The organism is Faecalibacterium sp. AF10-46 (genome assembly GCF_003604105.1).
Classification (GTDB): Bacteria; Bacillota; Clostridia; order Oscillospirales; family Ruminococcaceae; genus Faecalibacterium; species Faecalibacterium taiwanense.
Genome location: NZ_QVGY01000004.1, coordinates 137,389 through 155,890, shown reverse-complemented (window position 1 = coordinate 155,890; position 18,502 = coordinate 137,389). Strand labels below are relative to the sequence as shown.

The following is an 18,502-nucleotide window of genomic DNA, read 5'->3' as shown; positions in this document are numbered from 1 at the left end:
GTGAAAGGAGTACACGAGCACACACCGACAGCTATGTGAATAAACAAACGAATGTACGAACTTCATAATTTTTTAAGATTTATTTTGTGAAAAAGTCATATTGAAAAACGAAAAGATGATTGATATACTAATACCACAATATCCAGTTGGACATGTTACTGGTAATGCAGGCAGGATCTGATGGAATGACGAATACCTTTTCTTTTGGGTGAATTGTAGCCAGATACTATGATTCCGGGAGAAATTGTACACGGAGTCATTCTGTTGGGTCTTTTTTCTTTTGTCCGCTTCGGCCGGGCGGCAGGGAAATGCCACCACACACAAGATAAAGGAGAACAAAATGAAGAACTACAAGCAGACTGCCTCCGACGTGCTGCGTCTGGTTGGCGGCGAGAAGAACGTTGTGCAGGTCGAGCACTGCTCCACCCGCCTGCGCTTCACTCTGGCAGACACCTCCAAGGTGGATGCTGCAGCCCTGAAAAAGACTGCCGGTGTTATGGGCGTTATTTCCAGCGGCCCGCAGTGTCAGGTGGTCATCGGCAACGATGTCATCGAAGTGTACGATGAGCTGCTCAAGCTGGGCACCTTCAATGCAGGTCAGGCTGCAGCTCCCGCTGCCCCCAAGGGCAAAAAAGAGATCGGCGGCATTATTCTGGACTACATGGTCGGCATCTTCCAGCCGCTGGTCCCCGCCATTGCAGGTGCAGGCGTTCTGAAGGCTCTGATGGTGCTGCTGAGCACTCTGGGCCTGATGAGCAGCGGAGATATCGCCTATAAGGTGTTTGTCGGCGTGGCAGATGCAGCTCTGTACTACCTGCCCGTCATGGTCGCCTTCACCACTGCAACCAAGTTCAACTGCAACAAGCTGGTGTCGGTAGCTCTGGCTGCTGCCATGATCCACCCCAGCGTTTCCGCTCTGCTGGCTACCGAGGGCGGTGCTTACTTCCTCGGCATCAAGCTGCAGAACATCGCTTACGGCGGACAGGTATTCCCGGCTATCCTGACCGTCATTTTCATGTCCTTTATTGAAAAGTGGGCCAACAAGTGGTGCCCCAAGGCCATCCGCGTGTTCTTTGTGCCCATGCTGTGCTTCGGCATCGGCTTTCCTGTGGCACTGGTCGTCCTCGGACCTCTGGGCTACAACATCGGTGCTCTGCTGACCACCGTGATCCTGGCTCTGTACAACACGCTGGGCTGGCTGGCCGTTGCTCTGCTGGCTGCCGTGCTGCCGTTCATGATCTCCATGGGCATGCATAAGGCTCTGGTCCCCTACGCAGTTGCTTCTATTTCTGACCCCGGCTTTGAAATGCTGTACATGCCTGCTTCTCTGGCACACAACATTTCCGAGGGCGGTGCCTGCCTAGGTGTTGCTCTGAAAACTAAGGACGAGAATCTGCGCGCTACCGCGATCTCCGCTGGCATCTCCGGCCTGTTCGGCATCACCGAGCCTGCTCTGTACGGTGTTACCCTGCAGCACAAGAAGGTCATGATGTCCGTTGTGGTCTCCAGCTTCATCGGCGGTCTGTTCGTTGGCCTGATGAAGGTCAAGGCATTCGTTGCCATGGGCCCCGGTCTGGCTGGCATGGCCATGTTCGTTGACCCGGATAACGGCAAGAACATCCTGTGGGCTGCAGTTGGTCTGGTGATCTCTGTTGTGGCCTCCTTCGCACTGTCCTTCTTCCTGTATAAGGACGAGACCCCCGCAGAGGATGAGACCGCTGCACCCGCTCCCGAGACTGCTGCAGACGCAGCAGCTGCGGATTCCACCATCAGCAGCCCCCTGCAGGGCAAGGCCATTGCTCTGGAAGAGGTCAAGGATGAAGTTTTCTCCCAGAAGATCCTGGGCGACGGCATTGCCGTGGTGCCCGAAAAGGGCGAGCTGTATGCCCCTGCAGACGGCGTGATCGAGTCCGTGTTCGGCACCAAGCACGCTGTTTCCATGAAGACCGCTGCCGGTGCCGAGCTGCTCATGCACATCGGCATGGACACCGTCAAGCGCGATGGCAAGGGCTTTGACCCGCAGGTCAAGGACGGCGAGACTGTCAAGAAGGGCCAGCTGCTGATGAAGTTTGACCTTGACGGAATCAAAGCAGACGGTTATGATGTAACTACCCCCATCGTCGTGACCAACGCCGATGAGTTCACCATCAAGACTGTGGCCGAGGGCGCTGTGGTGCCCGGTGCCGCACTGCTGAAACTGGAGGCAAATAAATGAGTTTCCCCAAAGGCTTTTTCTGGGGCGGCGCTGTTGCCGCGAACCAGGTAGAGGGCGCATGGAACGTGGATGGCAAAGGCCCCAGCGTGGCCGATGTTGCCACCTACAAGCCCAACACCGACGTGAAGGATTACAAGTCCCATGTTGCCATGGACGACGCACACATTGCTGCCGCCATGGCCGACCCGGATGATACCTATTATCCCAAGCGCCGCGGCATCGATTTCTACCATCATTACAAAGAAGACCTGAAGCTGTTTGCCGAGATGGGCTTTACCATGCTGCGCGTTTCCATTGCATGGACCCGCATCTTCCCCACCGGCGAGGAAGCAGAGCCGAACGAAAAGGGCCTGCAGTTCTACAGCGACCTGTTCGCTGAGATGCACAAGAACGGCATCGAGCCGCTGGTCACGCTGAGCCACTACGAAATGCCGCTGGCACTGGCCACCAAGTACAATGGCTGGGTGGATCGCCGCGTGATCGACTGCTTTGCAAAGTTCTGCCATGCGTGCTTTGAGCGCTACAAGGATCAGGTCAAGTACTGGCTCACCTTCAACGAGGTGGACAGCGTGATTCGTCACCCCTTCACCACCGCCGGCATCATCCCCAGCCGCGTGCCCGAGGATAAGATGCTGGAGACCTGCTATCAGGCCCTGCACCACCAGCTGGTGGCCAGCGCTATGGTAGTAAAGGACTGCCACGAGATCATCCCCGGCAGCAAGGTGGGCTGCATGCTGACCAAGCTCACCACCTATGCCCGCACCTGCGCACCCGATGATGAGCTGGCTACTCAGGCAAAGAATCTGGAAAACCTGTTCTATGCCGATGTGCATGTCTGGGGCGAGTACCCCCGCCTGATCCTCAAGATGTTCGAGCGCAAGGGCATCCACGTGGAAATGCTGCCCGAGGATGCCGCCACCCTGAAGGCAGGCTGTGTGGACTTTGTTTCCTGCAGCTACTATATGACCATGACCGAGTCTGTGGATCCGAACGCAGAGCGTACCCCCGGCAACACCGTGCTGGGTGTCAAGAACCCGTATCTGCCCTCCACCGACTGGGGCTGGCAGATCGACCCCAAGGGCCTGCGCTACAGCCTGATCGAGCTGTACGACCGTTACCGCAAGCCGCTGATGGTGGTGGAGAACGGCATGGGTGCCAAGGACGTGGTGGAGGCCGACGGCTCCATCCACGACCCCTACCGTGTAGAGTACTTCCGCCAGCACATCAGCGAAATGGGCAAGGCCATCGATGAGGGTGTTGAGATGTGGGGCTACACCACATGGGCACCCATCGACCTGATCTCTGCATCCACCAACCAGATGTCCAAACGCTATGGCTTTATCTATGTGGATCAGGATGATATGGGCAACGGTACTCTGGCCCGCAGCCGTAAGGACAGCTTCTACTGGTACAAGAAGGTCATTGCTTCCAACGGCGAAGATCTGGATTAAGCGGCAGTCTTAAGGTTTCAACGGAAGGAGGAGGGACCGATGCACATTCAGAAGGTGCTGAACAGCAGTGTTGTGCTGGTGCAGGATGACAGCGGCGAGGAATCCATCCTGCTGGGCAAGGGCATCGGCTATGGCCGCAAGGCGGGCGAGCCCATTGAACGGCAGCCCTCAGACCGCGTGTTCCTTCCATTGTCCAACCCGGACGCACAGCCTATGCTGGAGCTGTTTTCCAGCATTCCGGCATCCTATCTGGAACTGACGCAGGACATTGTGGACGACGCAGAGCAGTCGCTGGGAGTCAAGCTTTCGGCGCACATCTATCTGCTGCTGACCGACCACCTGCATTTTGCAGTGGAGCGCCAGCAAAAGGGTCTTGTGGTGACCAACCGTATCTTCTGGGAAATCAAGCATTTTTATCCCAAGGAGTACGCGGTGGGCCAGCGCGGCCTGCAGAAGGTAAAGGCAAAGCTTGGCATCGAGCTGCCGGACGAAGAGGCAGGCAACATCGCCTTCCATATCGTCAACGCCCGGCAGGACCCGCAGGCCGGCTACGATGCCATGCGGGCAGCGCAGCTGATCGGTGAGCTGTCCAACATTGTCACCTACAGTATGCACTGCCCGGTGAGCACCGAGAGCATCCACTATGCGCGGTTCGTGAGCCACCTGCAGTATTTTGCCGAGCGGTTCTTCTCCGGCAAACTGATGGACAGCGAGGACGACTTTTTGTTCCAGCAGATGCAGCAGAATTATCCGGCAGCGGTGACCTGCGCGGAAAAAATACGCACCTTTGTGCTGCGCAAGTACGGCGTGTTTTTGCCCAACGAGGAAACCGCTTATCTGGCGCTGCATGTGGAGCGGCTGACGAGCGGCAAATAAAATCAGAAAAAGGGGAGAGCTGCCTTGCGGAAGGCGGCTCTCCTTTTGGGCTTTTACAACACAAGACGGAAAAGAGGAAGAACAATGCAGATCAGCATTCTTTTGGCCCAGCAAATCGCACAGCTGTTCCTGATCCTGATCATGGGCTATGCTGTGGTCAAAGCAGGGCTGCTGAAGGCCAGCGACAGCCGGGTGCTCTCGGTGGTCATGGTGTATCTGGTCACGCCCTGCGTGATCATCAACGCATTCCAGATCGACGATACGCCGGAGATCCGCAAGGGACTTTTGTACTCCATGGCGATTGCGGCGGCTATCCATGTAGTGCTGCTGGTGCTCAGCGCCCTGTTGAGCCGCCCGCTCAAGCTGGATGCCGTGGAACAGGTGAATGTGATCTACAGCAACGCCGCTGCACTGGTGATCCCGTTGGTCAAGGCTCTGATGGGCGATGCGTATGTCATTTACTCCTGCGCATTCATCATTGTGCAGCTGGTGCTGCTGTGGACCCACGCCAGTTCCCTTTTGCAGGGCAGCAGTGCGCTGGACTGGAAAAAGGTGCTCACCAATATCAACATGATCGCCATTGCAGCCGGTGCACTGCTGTACTGGTTCCGTGTGGTGCTGCCTGCACCGCTGCAGAATACCATGAGCACAGTGGGCAACATGATGGGACCGATGGGCATGCTGCTGGCCGGTATGGCCATTGCAGAAAAGCCGCTGCGGGAGGTGTTCTGCACCCGCCGCAACTATCTGCCCACAGTGCTGCGTCTGGTGGTATGCCCGCTGGTGGTTCTGGTGCTGCTGTGGGTCTGCCATGCATCCAGCTGGGTGGCCGACGGCAAGAACATCCTGATGACGGTCTACCTTGCCGCCATCACCCCTGCCTGTGCTACTGTTACCTCCATGGCTCAGCTCTATGACCGCGATGCGGCGCATTCCAGCGCGCTGTATGTGCTGACCACTCTGCTTTCCATTGTGTCTATGCCGGTAATGATCGGCCTGTTCGATCTGCTGCTGTGATGAGTTGTGCTTATTCCCTCTGCCAAAATACAATAGAAAGGAACCAACCTCAATGAATCAACCCAGAGACAAGGGCCTGAACGGCAACGAAAAGATCGAGCAGGCGGTAGCCGCCCTGCAGCAGGAGCCCACACAGGAACAGCTGGCCCACACCCTTACCGTGATCCGGCGGCGCATAAAGGAGCATGGCCAGCTTGTCGTGGCGGTGGAGCCCAATTTGGGCAGTGAACAGATGCAGCTGCGGGCCATCCGGACGGCCGATGGCGCAAGCTGGTGGTATGCATTCACCAGCTTTGACGAGGAAATGAAGGGAGCCGAGCCGGTGCAGTCCACCTTTCTTGTGGATATGGACAAGCTGTTTGATGCAGCGCTTACGGTAAAGGAGATCAGCGGGGTCATCCTAAACCCGTGGAACCGCACCATCCAGCTGGATAAGACCCTCATCCGCATTATCAAGGGTGCATGAGTGCGCACCGCAAACCTGCGATACATGGAGGAAACAAAAATGTTCAGACCCATGAGAAGAGCCAGCCGCGCCATCCCGGAAGAAGCTGCAAAGCACCTGCTGCAGCAGTCCCGGCGGGGCGTGCTGGCAGTGAACGGTGACGACGGCTATCCCTTTGCGATCCCGGTGAATTATTACTACGATCAGGAGCACGACAAAATCTACTTCCACGGTGCAAAGTCCGGCCAGAAGGTGGACGCGCTGAAACAGAACGATAAGGTATGCTTTACCGTTTACGGCAACGAACACTTTGAGCCGGGCGACTGGGCGCCTTATGTGCAGAGCACCGTGGTGTTTGGCCGCTGCCATCTGATCGACGATGCCGCTGCTACCGAGGCCCGCGTGCGGGAGCTTGGCATGAAGTATTACCCCGGCAAGGAAGAGGTGGAAAAGGAAATTGCGCTGTACATCAAGGCCGTGCAGCTTTACGAGATCACCATTGAGCACCTCACCGGCAAACAGATCCAGGAAAAGTAAAAATAAAACAGGGGACTGTTGCAAAATAAAAATGCGATAGCAACTTGCACAAAGAAATAGCACAAAATCAAAAACCCGGAGCTTTTTTTAAGCCGTTTTGGCTGTGAAAAGGTTCCGGGTTTTGTGCATTGTTTTTTCAGAGAGCTATTTTGCAACAGTCCCGTATAGATCAGTTTGCAGGGAAAGGCCCAACAGTTATCTGTGTTCCGGGCGTTTGGGGGCCGCCTTGGTCAGCATCTGCTGGAACTTGCGGGCTGCCGTGTTCAGCGGGCGGTGATGGTCGTACACAAGGCAGATGGAGCGCTGAGGGATGATCTCCTGCAGATGCAGCTGCACGATCTCACCGCGGGCCAGTGCATCCTGCGCCATGGTCTGGGGCAGGAATGCAATGCCCAGCTCACTTTTGACAAGGGTCAGCATCTGGTCGGTGGTGGCAGCCTCGGTATCCGGCTTCAGCACCGCACCGTGATCCAGAAAGAACTGCCGGTAAAAGGCGCGGGTCATGCTTTCGTCGCTCAGGGAGATCAGCGGATAATTGTTCAGCTCCTTCAGTGAAAGGTTCTGGCTGGCAAGGGCAGTAAAGGTCCTGCCGCCCACAAGCACCTCATAAAAGGGCTTCAACTCCACCATTTTCAGGCCGCTTTCCACTTCGGCAGGGGTGGTGATGACGGCAAAATCCACCTCGCCGTTTTTCACGGCCTGCAAAGCCTGCGGCGTGGAGTGGTTGGAGATGCGCAGGCGGATGCCGGGATAGTCCGTGTGGAAGGCGCGCAGCTTTTCTGCAAGGTAGATGTTCAGCGCAGTTTCGGTAGCGCTGATGCTGATCGCACCGTGTTCCAGCGTGGCGCTGGCGCTCAGCTCTTCTTCTGCATCCTGGATCTGCACCGCCGCAGATGCAATGCGGGAGTAAAGCAGTTCACCCTCCGGGGTAAGGGTAACGCCGCGGTTGGAGCGGATGAACAGTACGCAATTCAGCTGGCTTTCCAGCCGGTTCATCGAGTGGGTGATGTTGGGCTGGTTGTTGCCCAGCACCCGCGCGGCTTTGGTGAAATTCTGATATTTCGCGACATAATAAAAGATTTTGTAATATTCCCAGTCCACATACATAGCGGCGTGCCCTCTTTCATGTCAATTTTGTATCGTGACCATGTGCAGGATACTTTTTACACATTCTCTGCTTGCTAGTATAATAACACCGCAATCAAAAATTGCAAGAGGGAATTCAAAAGTATGAAGTGGTTTGAACGGAGGCTGTTCTTATGTCTGAGATTAAAAAGGTCGTGCTGGCCTATTCCGGCGGTCTGGATACTTCCATTATCATCCCATGGCTGAAAGAGCATTACAACAACTGCGAGGTCATTGCAGTGTGCGGCAATGTGGGCCAGAAGGGCGAGCTGGAAGGTCTGGAAGAGCGCGCCAAGGCAAGCGGTGCTTCCAAGCTGTACGTAGAAGATCTGACCGATGAATTTGTGGAGGATTACGTCATCCCCACCATGCAGGCCGGGGCCGATTACGAGGGCTATCTGCTGGGCACCAGCTTTGCACGGCCCATTCTGGCAAAGCGTGTGGTGGAGATCGCCCGCGCCGAGGGTGCAGATGCCGTGTGCCACGGCAGCACCGGCAAGGGCAACGATCAGGTGCGCTTTGAACTGGCCATCATGCACTTTGCACCGGACCTGAAGATCATCACTCCGTGGCGTGAGTGGGATATCCAGAGCCGTGACGAAGAGATCGACTATGCCGAGGCACATCACATCCCGCTGAAGATCAACCGCGAGACCAACTACTCCAAGGATAAGAACCTGTGGCACCTGAGCCATGAGGGCCTTGACCTTGAGGACCCGGGCAACGAGCCGCAGTATGATAAGCCGGGCTTTTTGGAGCTGGGTGTCAGCCCCAAGACCGCACCGGACAAGTCCGAGTTCGTGGAGCTGGCATTTGAAAAGGGCGTGCCGGTGAGCCTGAACGGCGAAAAGATGAAGCCCGCCGTCCTCATTGCCAAGCTGAATGAGATCGGCGGGCGCAACGGCATCGGCCTGTACGATGTGGTGGAGAACCGTCTGGTGGGCATGAAGAGCCGCGGTGTGTACGAGACTCCCGGTGGTACCATCCTCTATAAGGCTCATGAGGTGCTGGAAACTCTGACGCTGGATAAGCTCACTGCCCACAAAAAGCGCGAGCTGTCCATCACATTTGGTGAACTGGTCTATGACGGCCAGTGGTTCAGCCCCCTGCGCAAAGCTCTGAGCGCCTTCGTCACCTCCACGCAGGAAAACGTTACCGGTAAGGTGCGTCTGGAGTTGTACAAGGGCAACATGATCAACGCCGGTGTCTGGTCTCCGTATTCCCTCTACCGTGAGGACATTGCAACTTTTGCTGCCGGCGGCGACTACAAGCAGAGTGATGCTACCGGTTTTATCAGCATCTATGGTCTGCCCACCAAGGTACAGGCTATTGTAAACAACGAAAAAGAAGGTAAATAAGAAGTTATGCTTACCGCAGTTACTGGTATCAATTGGGGCGATGAGGGCAAGGGCCGCGTCATCGATCTGTTAGCCGAACATGCCGATGTTGTTGCCCGCTATCAGGGCGGCAACAATGCCGGCCACACCGTTGTAACGGAGCAGGGCAAGTTCATCCTGAACCTGCTGCCCTCCGGCATCCTGCACCCGGATGTTGTCTGTGTACTGGGTGCGGGCATGGTGATCGACCTCGACCATCTGGCCGGAGAAATGGATGCCATTGAGGAGCGCGGCGTAAAGGTAGGCCCAGAAAACCTGAAACTTTCAGATAAGGCCACCATCTCCATGCCGTGGCACAAGGTGCAGGACGGCTTGGAAGAGGACCGCCTTGCCCAGAAGGGCGCGGCCTTTGGTTCTACCCGCCGCGGCATTGCCTACGCCTACAGCGACAAATACCGCAAAAAGACCCTGCGTCTGGGCGATCTGCTGCATCTGGACGAAAAGCGCGTGCAGGACCGCCTGCACATGATCCTGGAATCCAAGAATCTGGAGCTGGGTGGCTGCTATCATCAGGAACCCATGAGCTACGATGCTCTGCTGGAATGGTGCCGGATGCAGGCCGGACAGTTTGCACCGTATATCTGTGATGTGGGTGCATTTTTGCAGCAGGCTCACGACAGCGGCAAGTGCATCGTGCTGGAAGCCCAGCTGGGTGCCATGCGCGATATCGATTATGGTATCTTCCCGTTCACTTCCAGCTCCAACACGCTGGCAGCCTATGCGCCGCTGGGCGCAGGCATTCCGAACTGCCGTCTTGACCATGTGGTGGGCGTGCTGAAAGCCTACTCCACCTGCGTGGGTGCAGGCCCCTTTGCCGCCGAGAACGCCATGAGCGAGGACTGGAATGAACAGCTGCGCAAGGCAGGCGGCGAGTATGGTGCGGCCACCGGCCGTCCGCGCCGTGTCGGCCCCTTCGACTGTGTGGCCAGCCGCTACGGCCTTACCTGTCAGGGCGCAGACAAGATCGCCCTGACGAAGCTGGATGTGCTCAGCAGCATGAAAGAGATCCCGGTGATCACCGGTTACACATTGGATGGCGTGCAAGTCCCCAGCTTCGACCCGCTGTCCGACCTTGACCGTGTAAAGCCGGTGGTCACTATGCTGCCCGGCTGGAACAAGGATATCTCCGGCTGCAAGAGCTGGGATGAGCTGCCCAAAGAGGCCAAGGCTTACGTGGAATTTCTGGAAAAGCAGCTGGGCCATGAGATCCAGTTCGTCTCCACCGGAGCCGAGCGCGAGAAGTTCGTGCTGAAAGGAGCATGGCTGTGAGACACTTTATTGAGCCCAACAGCTTTTCTCTGGAAGAGCAGCTGGCCCTTCTGGATCTTGCCGACCGGATGGAGGCCGACCCGGCACCCTATGCCCACCTGTGCGATGGGCGCATTCTGGCCACCCTGTTCTACGAGCCTTCAACCCGCACCCGCCTTTCGTTTGAATCGGCCATGCTGCGGCTGGGCGGCAAGACACTGGGCTTTGCAGGGGCACAGCTTTCTTCCGCCAGCAAGGGCGAGACGGTGGAGGACACCGCCCGCGTGGTGAGCAACTACGCCGATGTGATCGCCATGCGCCACCCCAAAGAGGGCGCACCGCTGCGGGCATCCCTTTCTGCACGTGTGCCGGTGATCAATGCAGGCGACGGTGGGCACGCGCATCCCAGCCAGACCATGATCGACCTCATGACGATCCGCCAGCGCAAGGGGCGGCTGGATCATTTGACGATCGGCTTCTGCGGCGACCTCAAGTTTGGCCGCACGGTCCACTCCCTGACCGCTGCGCTGAGCCAGTTTGAGGGCAACCGGTTCGTGTTCATCTCGCCGGAAGATCTGCGCCTGCCGCAGTATGTGAAGAATGAATCGCTGGAGCCGACCCATCAGATCTATAAGGAAACGGCTGACCTTGAAGCTGAGCTGCCGCATCTGGATGTGCTGTACATGACTCGTATCCAGCAGGAGCGCTTTTTCAACGAGGAAGAATACCTGCGCCTGAAAGGCTGCTACCAGCTGGACGAAGCGCTGCTGCAGAAGGCACCGCAGGATATGCCGGTGCTGCATCCGCTGCCCCGCATCGACGAGATCAAAAAGGATGTGGATGACGACCCGCGTGCCGCCTACTTTGATCAAGTGCACAATGGCGTGTATATCCGCATGGCCATCATTCTGGCGTTGCTTGATATCCCTGATCCAGTTACTGGCAAAAAGGTGCTGGAAGCATGATATAAACCTCTTCCCCGAATCCTAAAAAGAAAGCCGGGCAGACCGCAGTCTGCCCGGCTTTCTGATATTACTTTAATCCACCACCGGAATGTTCAGCCCGAATTCCAGCGGGCGGAAGCGGGGGCAGACGTTCTCGGTGATGCAGATGACCGATGCGGCCAGTCGGCTGCCGATCTCGCAGGACTCGGCCAGCGTTTTGCCATAGGTCAGGCCGATGGTGGTGCCGGCAAAGAAGGCATCGCCTGCGCCGGTGGTGTCGATCACATCCACCTTCTTGGCAGGCACCACGCCGCACTCGCCGTTGGCGCGGGCATATACGGCACCCTGACCGCCCATGGTGATCACCATACTGGGAATGTTGGCGCTGTGCACATTGACGGCCAGAACCCTGCACATTTCGTCCGGAGCCAGATGACCGTAATCATCGGAGAACAGCAGCCCGGCTTCCTGCTGGTTGCACACAAAGCAATCGATCTGCTGCAAGAAATCCCGGCGCTCCATGGCAATACTCATGTTGGAAATGGCCGCAAAAACCTTTTTGTTGTACTTTTTGGCGTAGTGCAGCACCTGTTTTACAGTATCTTTTTCCAGATCCAGCTCCAGCGCAATGGCATCGCAGTCGGCAAAGATCTCGTCGCCCTTTTCCTTTAAAAGGCCGGTGAGGGGAGTGGTGTCCGGCCGCTTGGAAATGGCTGCATGCACATCGCCGTCGTTGTCAAAGATGGCCAGCCAAGTGCCCATACCGTCCGGCACGCGCTGGATGTACTTGGTGTTCACCTTGTGGTTCTCCAGCTTGTTGATCACATCCTGTCCCATGCCGGTGTCGTCCACCAGACTGACAAAGGTAGGGCGCAGCTCTACATTGGCGATATCCTCCACCACGTTGCGGCTCACTCCGCCGTGTACCTGCTCAATGCGGCCGGCATTGCGCCCGCCCGGAATATAGGCGGAAAGGGGATAGCCTTTGATATCCACAAAAACAGCACCGAGCACAACGATTCCCATAGCAAAAAACCTTTCTGAACAAGAAATATTTACGTCTATTATACCGTATTCTGACACAATGCGCCATCCCTTTTGCGCAAAAACTCCGCAAAGGTCAGGCAAGGGCTGTCTGCGCTGTGCGCACCAGATATTCCATGGCCTGCATCGGGTACTGTCCGGCAGCAGTCTCGCCGGTCAGCATGACGCTGGCGGCACCGTCCAATACGGCGTTGTAGATGTCGCTCACCTCGGCCCGGGTGGGCACGGCGCGGGTGCACATGCTGTCCAGCATCTGGGTCACCACCATAAAAGGCACACCGGCAGCCCGGCAGGCGGCGGAAAGCTGCTTCTGGCAGCGGGGCAGCTCCCACAGCGGCATGGAATTGCCAAGGTCGCCCCGGGCAATGACAATCTCATCTACAAGGTGGATGAATTCCGGCAGGGCACGCACACCGGTCATGTTTTCAATTTTGGCAAAGATACGGATATCCGCAGCCCCGGCTTCTTCCAGCGCATGGCGCAGGGCCAGAATATCTGCTTTGCCGCGCACAAAAGGCAGCATCACACCGGTAACACCGCACTGCTTTGCAATTTTCAGGTTCTGCAGGTCTTCCTCCGTCAGGGTAGGCGAGGGCACCGCAAGGCCCAGTGCAGCAATGCTTTTGCGGCTCTGCAGGGTGCCGCCGCGCACCACGGTGCACACAAGGGCTTCCGGCAATGCCTGTGTGACCTGCACCAGAAGCTTGCCGTCGTCCAGCAGAAGCTGCTGTCCGGGCGCAGCCGCCTGTACCAGAGCTGCCGGGCAAGGTACGCCGTCTGCGCCAAGGCGTACAGAGCTGCCCTCAACCAGAGCAACAGGCTCTGCCAGCGTGCCGATGCGCAGTTCCGGCCCCTGCAGGTCGATCAGCAGCTGGCGGATGCCGGCTGCGCGGATCATGGCCAGCCAGTCGGTGTGCGCCGCCAGCGGCCCGTGGGAAAGATTCATGCGGATGCCGGTCATGCCGGCTTCCACCATGTGCTGCAAGATCGCCGGCTGTGCGCAGGCCGGGCCGATGGTACCATAAAAATCCAAGGTTCATTCCCTCGATTCATTTTTTATTTCTAATGTATATTGTAACATGAACTGTCCGGGTTGAAAAGAGCCGGACGCGGGCAGAATAAGGGGATTGAAAAAATGCGGTAGCAGCCTGCGCAGGGAAATTGCGAAAAATCAAAGATCCGGAACCTTTTGGAGCCGTTTTGGCCCTGAAAAAGTTCCGGGTTTCGTACAGTATTTTTTGGATGCTTTTTATCGGCAAAGGCCGAGACGCTTTTTGAAGCCCTCCCACAGGCGCACCACCCGCTCCCGCGGCAGGAAATAGTTCACCAGCAGTGCAATGATCACACCAATGGCGGTGTCCAGAATGGAGCGCGCCCGGCAGCTGAACCTTGTGCCGGGGGATATCTTGTTCCGCAAGGTGTTCTGCTATACCCGCAAGGACGGCGATTGCTGGGTGCACTGTGTGGCATGGGTACCGGTACACCTGCCCGAATAACAAAAGAGGCTGTTGCACATCGTTTTAGCCGAAAGTTCAACAGCCTCTTTTTGTTGTGGGCAATCAGCCCTCCGATGCAAAAAATTCTTTGGTCAGCCTGACCACTGTGCCGGAAAGCAGCAGCAGCGCGAGCAGGTTCGGAATGCTCATCAGGCCGTTGAAGGTGTCGGCGATGCTCCACAGCAGGCCCAGATCCATCGTTGCGCCCAGAATGGACACAAAGGAGTAGACCAGAAAGAAGGGCTTTGCCACCTTATCGCTGCGGCACAGGAATACCAGGAACCGGGAACCATACAGGCCCCAGCCGATGATGGTGGAAAAAGCAAAGCAGCACAGGGCCACGGCGGTAAAGATGGAAGCCCAGCCGCCGTAGGTGGTGGTAAAGCCGCTGATGGTCAGCTCTGCACCGGCTGCGGTGCCGTAGTTCACGGTGGTGCCGCTGCACAGAATGACCATGGCAGTCAGGGTGCAGATGACGATGGTATCAGCAAACACTTCAAAGATGCCGAACATGCCCTGCTTGACCGGCTTTTTGGTGTCGGCGCAGGCGTGGGCAATGGAACCGGTGCCAAGGCCGGCCTCGTTGGAGAAAATGCCGCGGGACACACCCTTCTGCATACTGACGAACAGGCTGCCGATGGTGCCGCCGGTGAACGCTGCCGGGTTGAACGCACCCGCAATGATGGACTCGAACACATAGGGCAGGCGCTCAAAGTTCAGCACCATAACGCCCACGGACAGCACGATGTAGAACAGAGCCATAAAGGGCACCAGCTTTTCGCTCACGCTGCCAATGCGCTTGATGCCGCCCAGCAGCACCATGGCCACCAGCATGGCCACTGCGATGCCAACCACGAGGTTCAGGGTAGAAAGCGCACCGCCGCCCACCACGCCGTACTCCAGCAGAGCGGTATCGATAGCGGCAACGATGGTATTTACCTGTGTGGCATTGCCGGTGCCAAACACGGTCAGCACGCCAAACAGGGAATACAGCACAGCAAGAAACTGCCAATGCTTGCTCAGGCCGTTTTTAATGTAGTACATGGGGCCGCCTACCCATTCGCCCGCCTCGCTGCGCTCACGGTAGTGCACCGCCAGCGTGACCTCGGCAAACTTGGTGCACATGCCCAGCAGGGCAGAACACCACATCCAGAACACGGCACCCGGTCCGCCAATGGCGATCGCGCCTGCCACACCGGCAATGTTGCCGGTGCCCACGGTGCCGGCCAGCGCGGTGCACACCGCCTGAAAGGGGGTCATGGCACCATCGGAAGCATCCTTTTTGCGGAACATGCGTCCGATGGTGGTCTTGATGGCGTAGGGAAATTTGCGGATCTGCAAAAAGCCCGTGCGAACGCTCAGGAGCAGGCCTACGCCGATGATGCACACCATGGCGGGCACGCCCCAGATGAATTGGTTGACCGCCTGATTGACGGCCGTGATCGTCTCGATCATATTTTTCCCACATCCTCTGTTAAATTGCGATTTTCCAGCCGCAATGCCGGAAAATAAACACCTCATTTTACCGCAGTTTTTGCGCACTGTCAAATAAAATGCACAAAAAAGAGGGAGGGCTTTTGGCAAACTCTCCCTCAACTGCTTGAAACTATTTTATTTTACTTGGCCTTCGCCGTCCAGCGCTTTCAAGAAGGCTCAGCACTTTCCAACTGCCTTGCGGTACACCGGGTAAGCCACGATGGCGGACAGCACTTCGGTGATCCAGAATGCATGCCACACACCGTTGGCACCAAGGAAATGGCACAGCACAGCGGCCAGCGGCATGATGAATACGATGTAGCGGCACAGCGAGATGACTAGCGATTCTGCGCCCTTGCCAAGGCCTTCCAGTGCACCGGAAGAGGTGGTGGATACGGCAGAAACCACAAAGCCCAGACAGATGATGCGCAGGGCAGTCTGGCCGATGGCGACGGTTTCGGGGTTGGAGGTGAACAGCTGCATCAGCGGGCGGGAAGCGAACAGGCAGATGACCGTGCCCGCAGCCATGATGACAGCACTCATGATGAGGGTGAGTTCGTAGAGCTTTTTCACGCGGGCGTGCTGCTTGGCACCGTAATTGTAGCCAATGAGCGGGCGCATACCCTGCACGATGCCGTTGGCGGGCAGATACAGGAAGGTCTGCAGCTTGTAGTAAATGCCCAGCACCACCACGTAGCTCTGAGAAAAGCCCGCCAGCAGGCCGTTCAGGAAGGTGACCAGCAGAGAGGGCAGGGCCAGATTGAGGATGGCCGGCACGCCGATGGCATACAGTCTGCCGTCCAGTGCGGCATCCGGGCGCAGGCAGCTGCGGCGCAGTCGGACAGGCAGCTCAGTACGGACGTAAACGAAGAGGTAAACGCACAGGCTCAGCAGCTGGCCGATGCCGGTGGCAAGGGCCGCACCTGCAATGCCCATGGCAGGCACCGGGCCAAGGCCGAAGATCAGGATGGGGTCCAGAAGGATGTTGCACACACAGCCGAAGATCAGCGCCGCCATAGTCACCTTCATGCGGCCCACGGCCTGAAACATCTTTTCAAAGGCCAGTGCCGCCATGTTGATGGTGGCAAACAGGAATACGATGGTGGAGTAGGTGATGCCGGATGCGATCAGGCCTGCGTCGCTGGTGAACCGGCGCAAAAAGCCCGGCATGATGACAATGCTGACAATGGTGATGAGAATGCCGTGCATCAGGCTCAGCGCCATGCCGTGGGTGGCGGCAGTCTCGGCCTTTTTGTGGTCGCCTGCGCCAAGGTACAGTGCGATCATGGCATTGATGCCAATGCCAAAGCCAATGGCAATGGCGTTGGCAAAGTTCTGGATGGGATACACCAGACTGAGGGCAGTCATGGCATCCTCGCTGATACGAGCCACGAACAGGCTGTCCACGATGTTGTACAGGCTGTTCACCAGCATGGAGATAACGTTCGGCAGTGCCATGGATACCAGCAGCGGCAGCACCGATTTTTCTTTCATAAAGGTCTCGTTCATAGTGTTTGCATTGCTCCTGTAGAGAAAAGAAATGAATTACTGCAGCCGCGGAATCGTCAGGGCGAGACTGCTCGAAAACAAACGCAGACGCAAAAAAGCCACACAATGGCTTTTTTGAAGTCATTGTGTGGCGAAAAGTAGCATACTGCTGTAAAAATCCACACGAATTTTATTAACTGTAGGATAACACGGCTTCCGGCAGATGTCAAGAGGTCAAACGGATAAAGTATGACTTTTATAGACTTGACCATTTTTCACCGGGAGGCTAAAATAAAAATAGATACTTTATAAAATAAGGAGAATCCTGCCATGAAATGGATGATCGCATCCGACCTGCACGGGTCGGCGTTTTATTGCAAAAAAATGATCAAAGCGTTTGAGCGGGAGAGAGCAGACCGGCTGCTTTTGCTGGGGGATCTTTTGTATCACGGCCCCCGCAACGACCTGCCGGAGGGCTATGCCCCGAAGGAGGTCATCCCGCTCCTGAACGGGCTGAAGCCGGCGCTTTTGTGCGTGCGGGGCAACTGTGACGCTGAGGTGGATCAGATGGTGCTGGATTTTCCCATTCTGGCCGACTATGCGGTGCTGCCGGTGGGCAGGCGGCTCGTTTACGCTACCCACGGTCATGTGCACAACCTGAAAAACCTGCCGCCGCTGGCTCCGGGGGATGTCCTGCTGCATGGACACACCCACATTCCGGCGTGGACAGAGTTCGGCGAAGGCAATCTCTACCTGAACCCCGGTTCTGTGAGCATCCCGAAGGAGGGGAGTGCACATAGCTATATGACACTGGAAGGGGAGACTTTCCTTTGGAAAACGCTGGAAGGCGAAGTGTACCGGGAGCTGGAGCTGTGATGGGGGCAATGGAGCTGGAAGAGAAAACGGTTCAGATCCGGGATGATTTCGACCCGGACAAAATTCTGGAAAGCGGCCAGTGCTTTCGCCCCCGGAAGCAGGCGGAGGGCTGGTATCGGTTTGTTTCCGGGAGACAGCTGCTTTACCTCAGACCACTGCGCAGCGGAACCTACACGGTGCGGTGTGAGCCGGGCGCATGGGAAACCTTCTGGCACGGTTACTTCGACCTTGGCCGCAGCTATGCCGCCCTGCGCGGAAAGCTGGACAGCCGGGACGACTTTCTGCAGCGTGCCATGGAATATGGCCGGGGCATCCGGGTGCTGCGTCAGGATGAGTGGGAGATGCTGGTCAGCTTCATCATCTCGCAGCGAAAGAGCATCCCGGCTATCCGCAGGGCGGTAGAGCTGCTTTCGGAGCGGTTTGGCGAGCGGCTGGGCAGCGATAGCGAAGGGCCGGTGTATACGTTCCCGACAGCAGAAGCGCTCTGCTGTGCCGGGGAGCAGGCGCTGCAGGAGTGCGGTCTTGGCTACCGCACCCGCTACGTGCTGCATGCGGCGCAGCAGGCGGCAGAGGGCACACTGGACCTGAAGAAGCTGGCTTCCCTGCCCGATGAAGCACTTTTTGCCCGTTTGATGGAACTGGACGGTGTGGGCAAAAAGGTGGCAAACTGCGTGTGTCTGTTCGGCTATGGCCGTGTGGGCCGTGTGCCGGTGGATGTCTGGATCGAACGGCTCATCCGGGACGAGTTTGCCGGGCAGGACCCGTTCCCGCAGTTCGGGCTGGAAGCAGGCATCGTGCAGCAGTACCTGTTCTTTTATAAAAGAAGCGTGGGATAAGAACCGCGGAGCCGCAGGCAGGAGCGTAGGA

17 protein-coding genes are annotated in these 18,502 nt (G+C 57.1%); 11 read left to right on the top strand and 6 right to left on the bottom strand.

Annotated features, from left to right (window positions below; translation table 11 throughout):
- Window positions 1-340: 340 nt before the first annotated feature.
- The 6 genes from DWV57_RS06660 (at window position 341) to DWV57_RS06635 (ending at window position 6,541) form a co-directional block, all read left to right on the top strand.
- Window positions 341-2,215, top strand: coding sequence for a beta-glucoside-specific PTS transporter subunit IIABC (locus tag DWV57_RS06660; protein ID WP_120020320.1), 1,875 nt, complete (start codon window positions 341-343; stop codon window positions 2,213-2,215).
- A complete protein-coding gene (locus DWV57_RS06655; RefSeq protein ID WP_005945633.1) occupies window positions 2,212-3,666 on the top strand; it encodes a glycoside hydrolase family 1 protein in 1,455 nt (484 codons plus the stop codon). Before DWV57_RS06660 ends, DWV57_RS06655 begins: the two co-directional genes overlap by 4 nt.
- A 39-nt stretch (window positions 3,667-3,705) precedes the next feature.
- A complete protein-coding gene (locus DWV57_RS06650) occupies window positions 3,706-4,542 on the top strand; it encodes a PRD domain-containing protein (protein WP_120020319.1) in 837 nt (278 codons plus the stop codon).
- Between the two features lie 84 nt (window positions 4,543-4,626).
- Window positions 4,627-5,559, top strand: a complete 933-nt coding sequence (locus tag DWV57_RS06645; protein WP_118526151.1) for an AEC family transporter — start codon at window positions 4,627-4,629, stop codon at window positions 5,557-5,559.
- Between the two features lie 52 nt (window positions 5,560-5,611).
- The gene (locus tag DWV57_RS06640; protein WP_120020318.1) at window positions 5,612-6,025 is read left to right on the top strand and encodes an SseB family protein; all 414 of its coding nucleotides are present in this window, start codon (window positions 5,612-5,614) and stop codon (window positions 6,023-6,025) included.
- Between the two features lie 39 nt (window positions 6,026-6,064).
- Window positions 6,065-6,541, top strand: coding sequence for a pyridoxamine 5'-phosphate oxidase family protein (locus tag DWV57_RS06635; RefSeq protein WP_118526147.1), 477 nt, complete (start codon window positions 6,065-6,067; stop codon window positions 6,539-6,541).
- A 195-nt stretch (window positions 6,542-6,736) separates the two neighbouring features.
- On the opposite strand, the gene DWV57_RS06630 is transcribed toward DWV57_RS06635, so the two are convergent.
- On the bottom strand, window positions 6,737-7,648 hold the full coding sequence (locus DWV57_RS06630) for a LysR family transcriptional regulator (protein ID WP_118526145.1): 912 nt from the start codon (window positions 7,646-7,648) through the stop codon (window positions 6,737-6,739).
- A 152-nt stretch (window positions 7,649-7,800) separates the two neighbouring features.
- On the opposite strand from DWV57_RS06630, the gene DWV57_RS06625 reads away from it, so the two are divergent.
- Genes DWV57_RS06625 through pyrB form a run of 3 tightly spaced genes read left to right on the top strand, consistent with a single transcriptional unit; the run spans window position 7,801 to window position 11,276 of the window.
- Window positions 7,801-9,024, top strand: coding sequence for an argininosuccinate synthase (locus DWV57_RS06625; RefSeq protein ID WP_097777554.1), 1,224 nt, complete (start codon window positions 7,801-7,803; stop codon window positions 9,022-9,024).
- 6 nt (window positions 9,025-9,030) lie between these two features.
- On the top strand, window positions 9,031-10,332 hold the full coding sequence (locus DWV57_RS06620; protein ID WP_120020317.1) for an adenylosuccinate synthase: 1,302 nt from the start codon (window positions 9,031-9,033) through the stop codon (window positions 10,330-10,332).
- On the top strand, window positions 10,329-11,276 hold the full coding sequence (gene pyrB / locus DWV57_RS06615; RefSeq protein WP_044954226.1) for an aspartate carbamoyltransferase: 948 nt from the start codon (window positions 10,329-10,331) through the stop codon (window positions 11,274-11,276). The genes DWV57_RS06620 and pyrB overlap by 4 nt, the downstream gene beginning before the upstream one ends.
- 72 nt (window positions 11,277-11,348) lie before the next feature.
- Here the strand turns inward: pyrB and DWV57_RS06610 are convergent, their stop codons facing one another.
- The 5 genes from DWV57_RS06610 to DWV57_RS06595 all read right to left on the bottom strand — a co-directional run bounded on the left by DWV57_RS06610 (window position 11,349) and on the right by DWV57_RS06595 (window position 16,780).
- Entirely contained in the window at window positions 11,349-12,281 is a 933-nt protein-coding gene (locus DWV57_RS06610; RefSeq protein ID WP_118526141.1) for a carbohydrate kinase family protein, read from the bottom strand.
- A gap of 94 nt (window positions 12,282-12,375) precedes the next feature.
- Window positions 12,376-13,332, bottom strand: a complete 957-nt coding sequence (locus DWV57_RS06605; protein ID WP_118526139.1) for a pyruvate kinase — start codon at window positions 13,330-13,332, stop codon at window positions 12,376-12,378.
- 216 nt (window positions 13,333-13,548) lie between these two features.
- The gene (locus tag DWV57_RS14500) at window positions 13,549-13,716 is read right to left on the bottom strand and encodes a hypothetical protein (protein ID WP_165853669.1); all 168 of its coding nucleotides are present in this window, start codon (window positions 13,714-13,716) and stop codon (window positions 13,549-13,551) included.
- A gap of 142 nt (window positions 13,717-13,858) precedes the next feature.
- A complete protein-coding gene (locus DWV57_RS06600; RefSeq protein ID WP_118526137.1) occupies window positions 13,859-15,250 on the bottom strand; it encodes a sodium:alanine symporter family protein in 1,392 nt (463 codons plus the stop codon).
- 198 nt (window positions 15,251-15,448) lie between these two features.
- Window positions 15,449-16,780, bottom strand: a complete 1,332-nt coding sequence (locus DWV57_RS06595; RefSeq protein WP_118526135.1) for an MATE family efflux transporter — start codon at window positions 16,778-16,780, stop codon at window positions 15,449-15,451.
- A 309-nt stretch (window positions 16,781-17,089) separates the two neighbouring features.
- On the opposite strand from DWV57_RS06595, the gene yfcE reads away from it, so the two are divergent.
- Window positions 17,090-17,635 carry a phosphodiesterase gene (gene yfcE / locus DWV57_RS06590; protein WP_005945659.1) on the top strand — a complete coding sequence of 182 codons (546 nt, stop codon included), beginning with the start codon at window positions 17,090-17,092 and terminating at the stop codon, window positions 17,633-17,635.
- On the top strand, window positions 17,635-18,471 hold the full coding sequence (locus DWV57_RS06585; protein WP_120020316.1) for a DNA glycosylase: 837 nt from the start codon (window positions 17,635-17,637) through the stop codon (window positions 18,469-18,471). Before yfcE ends, DWV57_RS06585 begins: the two co-directional genes overlap by 1 nt.
- Window positions 18,472-18,502: the final 31 nt, after the last annotated feature.

Bases quoted from the DNA above. Each gene is read 5' to 3' on its own strand.
- DWV57_RS06660 (WP_120020320.1), top strand. From the start codon at position 341: ATGAAGAACTACAAGCAGACTGCCTCCGACGTGCTGCGTCTGGTTGGC.
- DWV57_RS06655 (WP_005945633.1), top strand. From the start codon at position 2,212: ATGAGTTTCCCCAAAGGCTTTTTCTGGGGCGGCGCTGTTGCCGCGAAC.
- DWV57_RS06650 (WP_120020319.1), top strand. From the start codon at position 3,706: ATGCACATTCAGAAGGTGCTGAACAGCAGTGTTGTGCTGGTGCAGGAT.
- DWV57_RS06645 (WP_118526151.1), top strand. From the start codon at position 4,627: ATGCAGATCAGCATTCTTTTGGCCCAGCAAATCGCACAGCTGTTCCTG.
- DWV57_RS06640 (WP_120020318.1), top strand. From the start codon at position 5,612: ATGAATCAACCCAGAGACAAGGGCCTGAACGGCAACGAAAAGATCGAG.
- DWV57_RS06635 (WP_118526147.1), top strand. From the start codon at position 6,065: ATGTTCAGACCCATGAGAAGAGCCAGCCGCGCCATCCCGGAAGAAGCT.
- DWV57_RS06630 (WP_118526145.1), bottom strand. From the start codon at position 7,648: ATGTATGTGGACTGGGAATATTACAAAATCTTTTATTATGTCGCGAAA.
- DWV57_RS06625 (WP_097777554.1), top strand. From the start codon at position 7,801: ATGTCTGAGATTAAAAAGGTCGTGCTGGCCTATTCCGGCGGTCTGGAT.
- DWV57_RS06620 (WP_120020317.1), top strand. From the start codon at position 9,031: ATGCTTACCGCAGTTACTGGTATCAATTGGGGCGATGAGGGCAAGGGC.
- DWV57_RS06610 (WP_118526141.1), bottom strand. From the start codon at position 12,281: ATGGGAATCGTTGTGCTCGGTGCTGTTTTTGTGGATATCAAAGGCTAT.
- DWV57_RS06600 (WP_118526137.1), bottom strand. From the start codon at position 15,250: ATGATCGAGACGATCACGGCCGTCAATCAGGCGGTCAACCAATTCATC.
- DWV57_RS06595 (WP_118526135.1), bottom strand. From the start codon at position 16,780: ATGAACGAGACCTTTATGAAAGAAAAATCGGTGCTGCCGCTGCTGGTA.
- yfcE (WP_005945659.1), top strand. From the start codon at position 17,090: ATGAAATGGATGATCGCATCCGACCTGCACGGGTCGGCGTTTTATTGC.
- DWV57_RS06585 (WP_120020316.1), top strand. From the start codon at position 17,635: ATGGGGGCAATGGAGCTGGAAGAGAAAACGGTTCAGATCCGGGATGAT.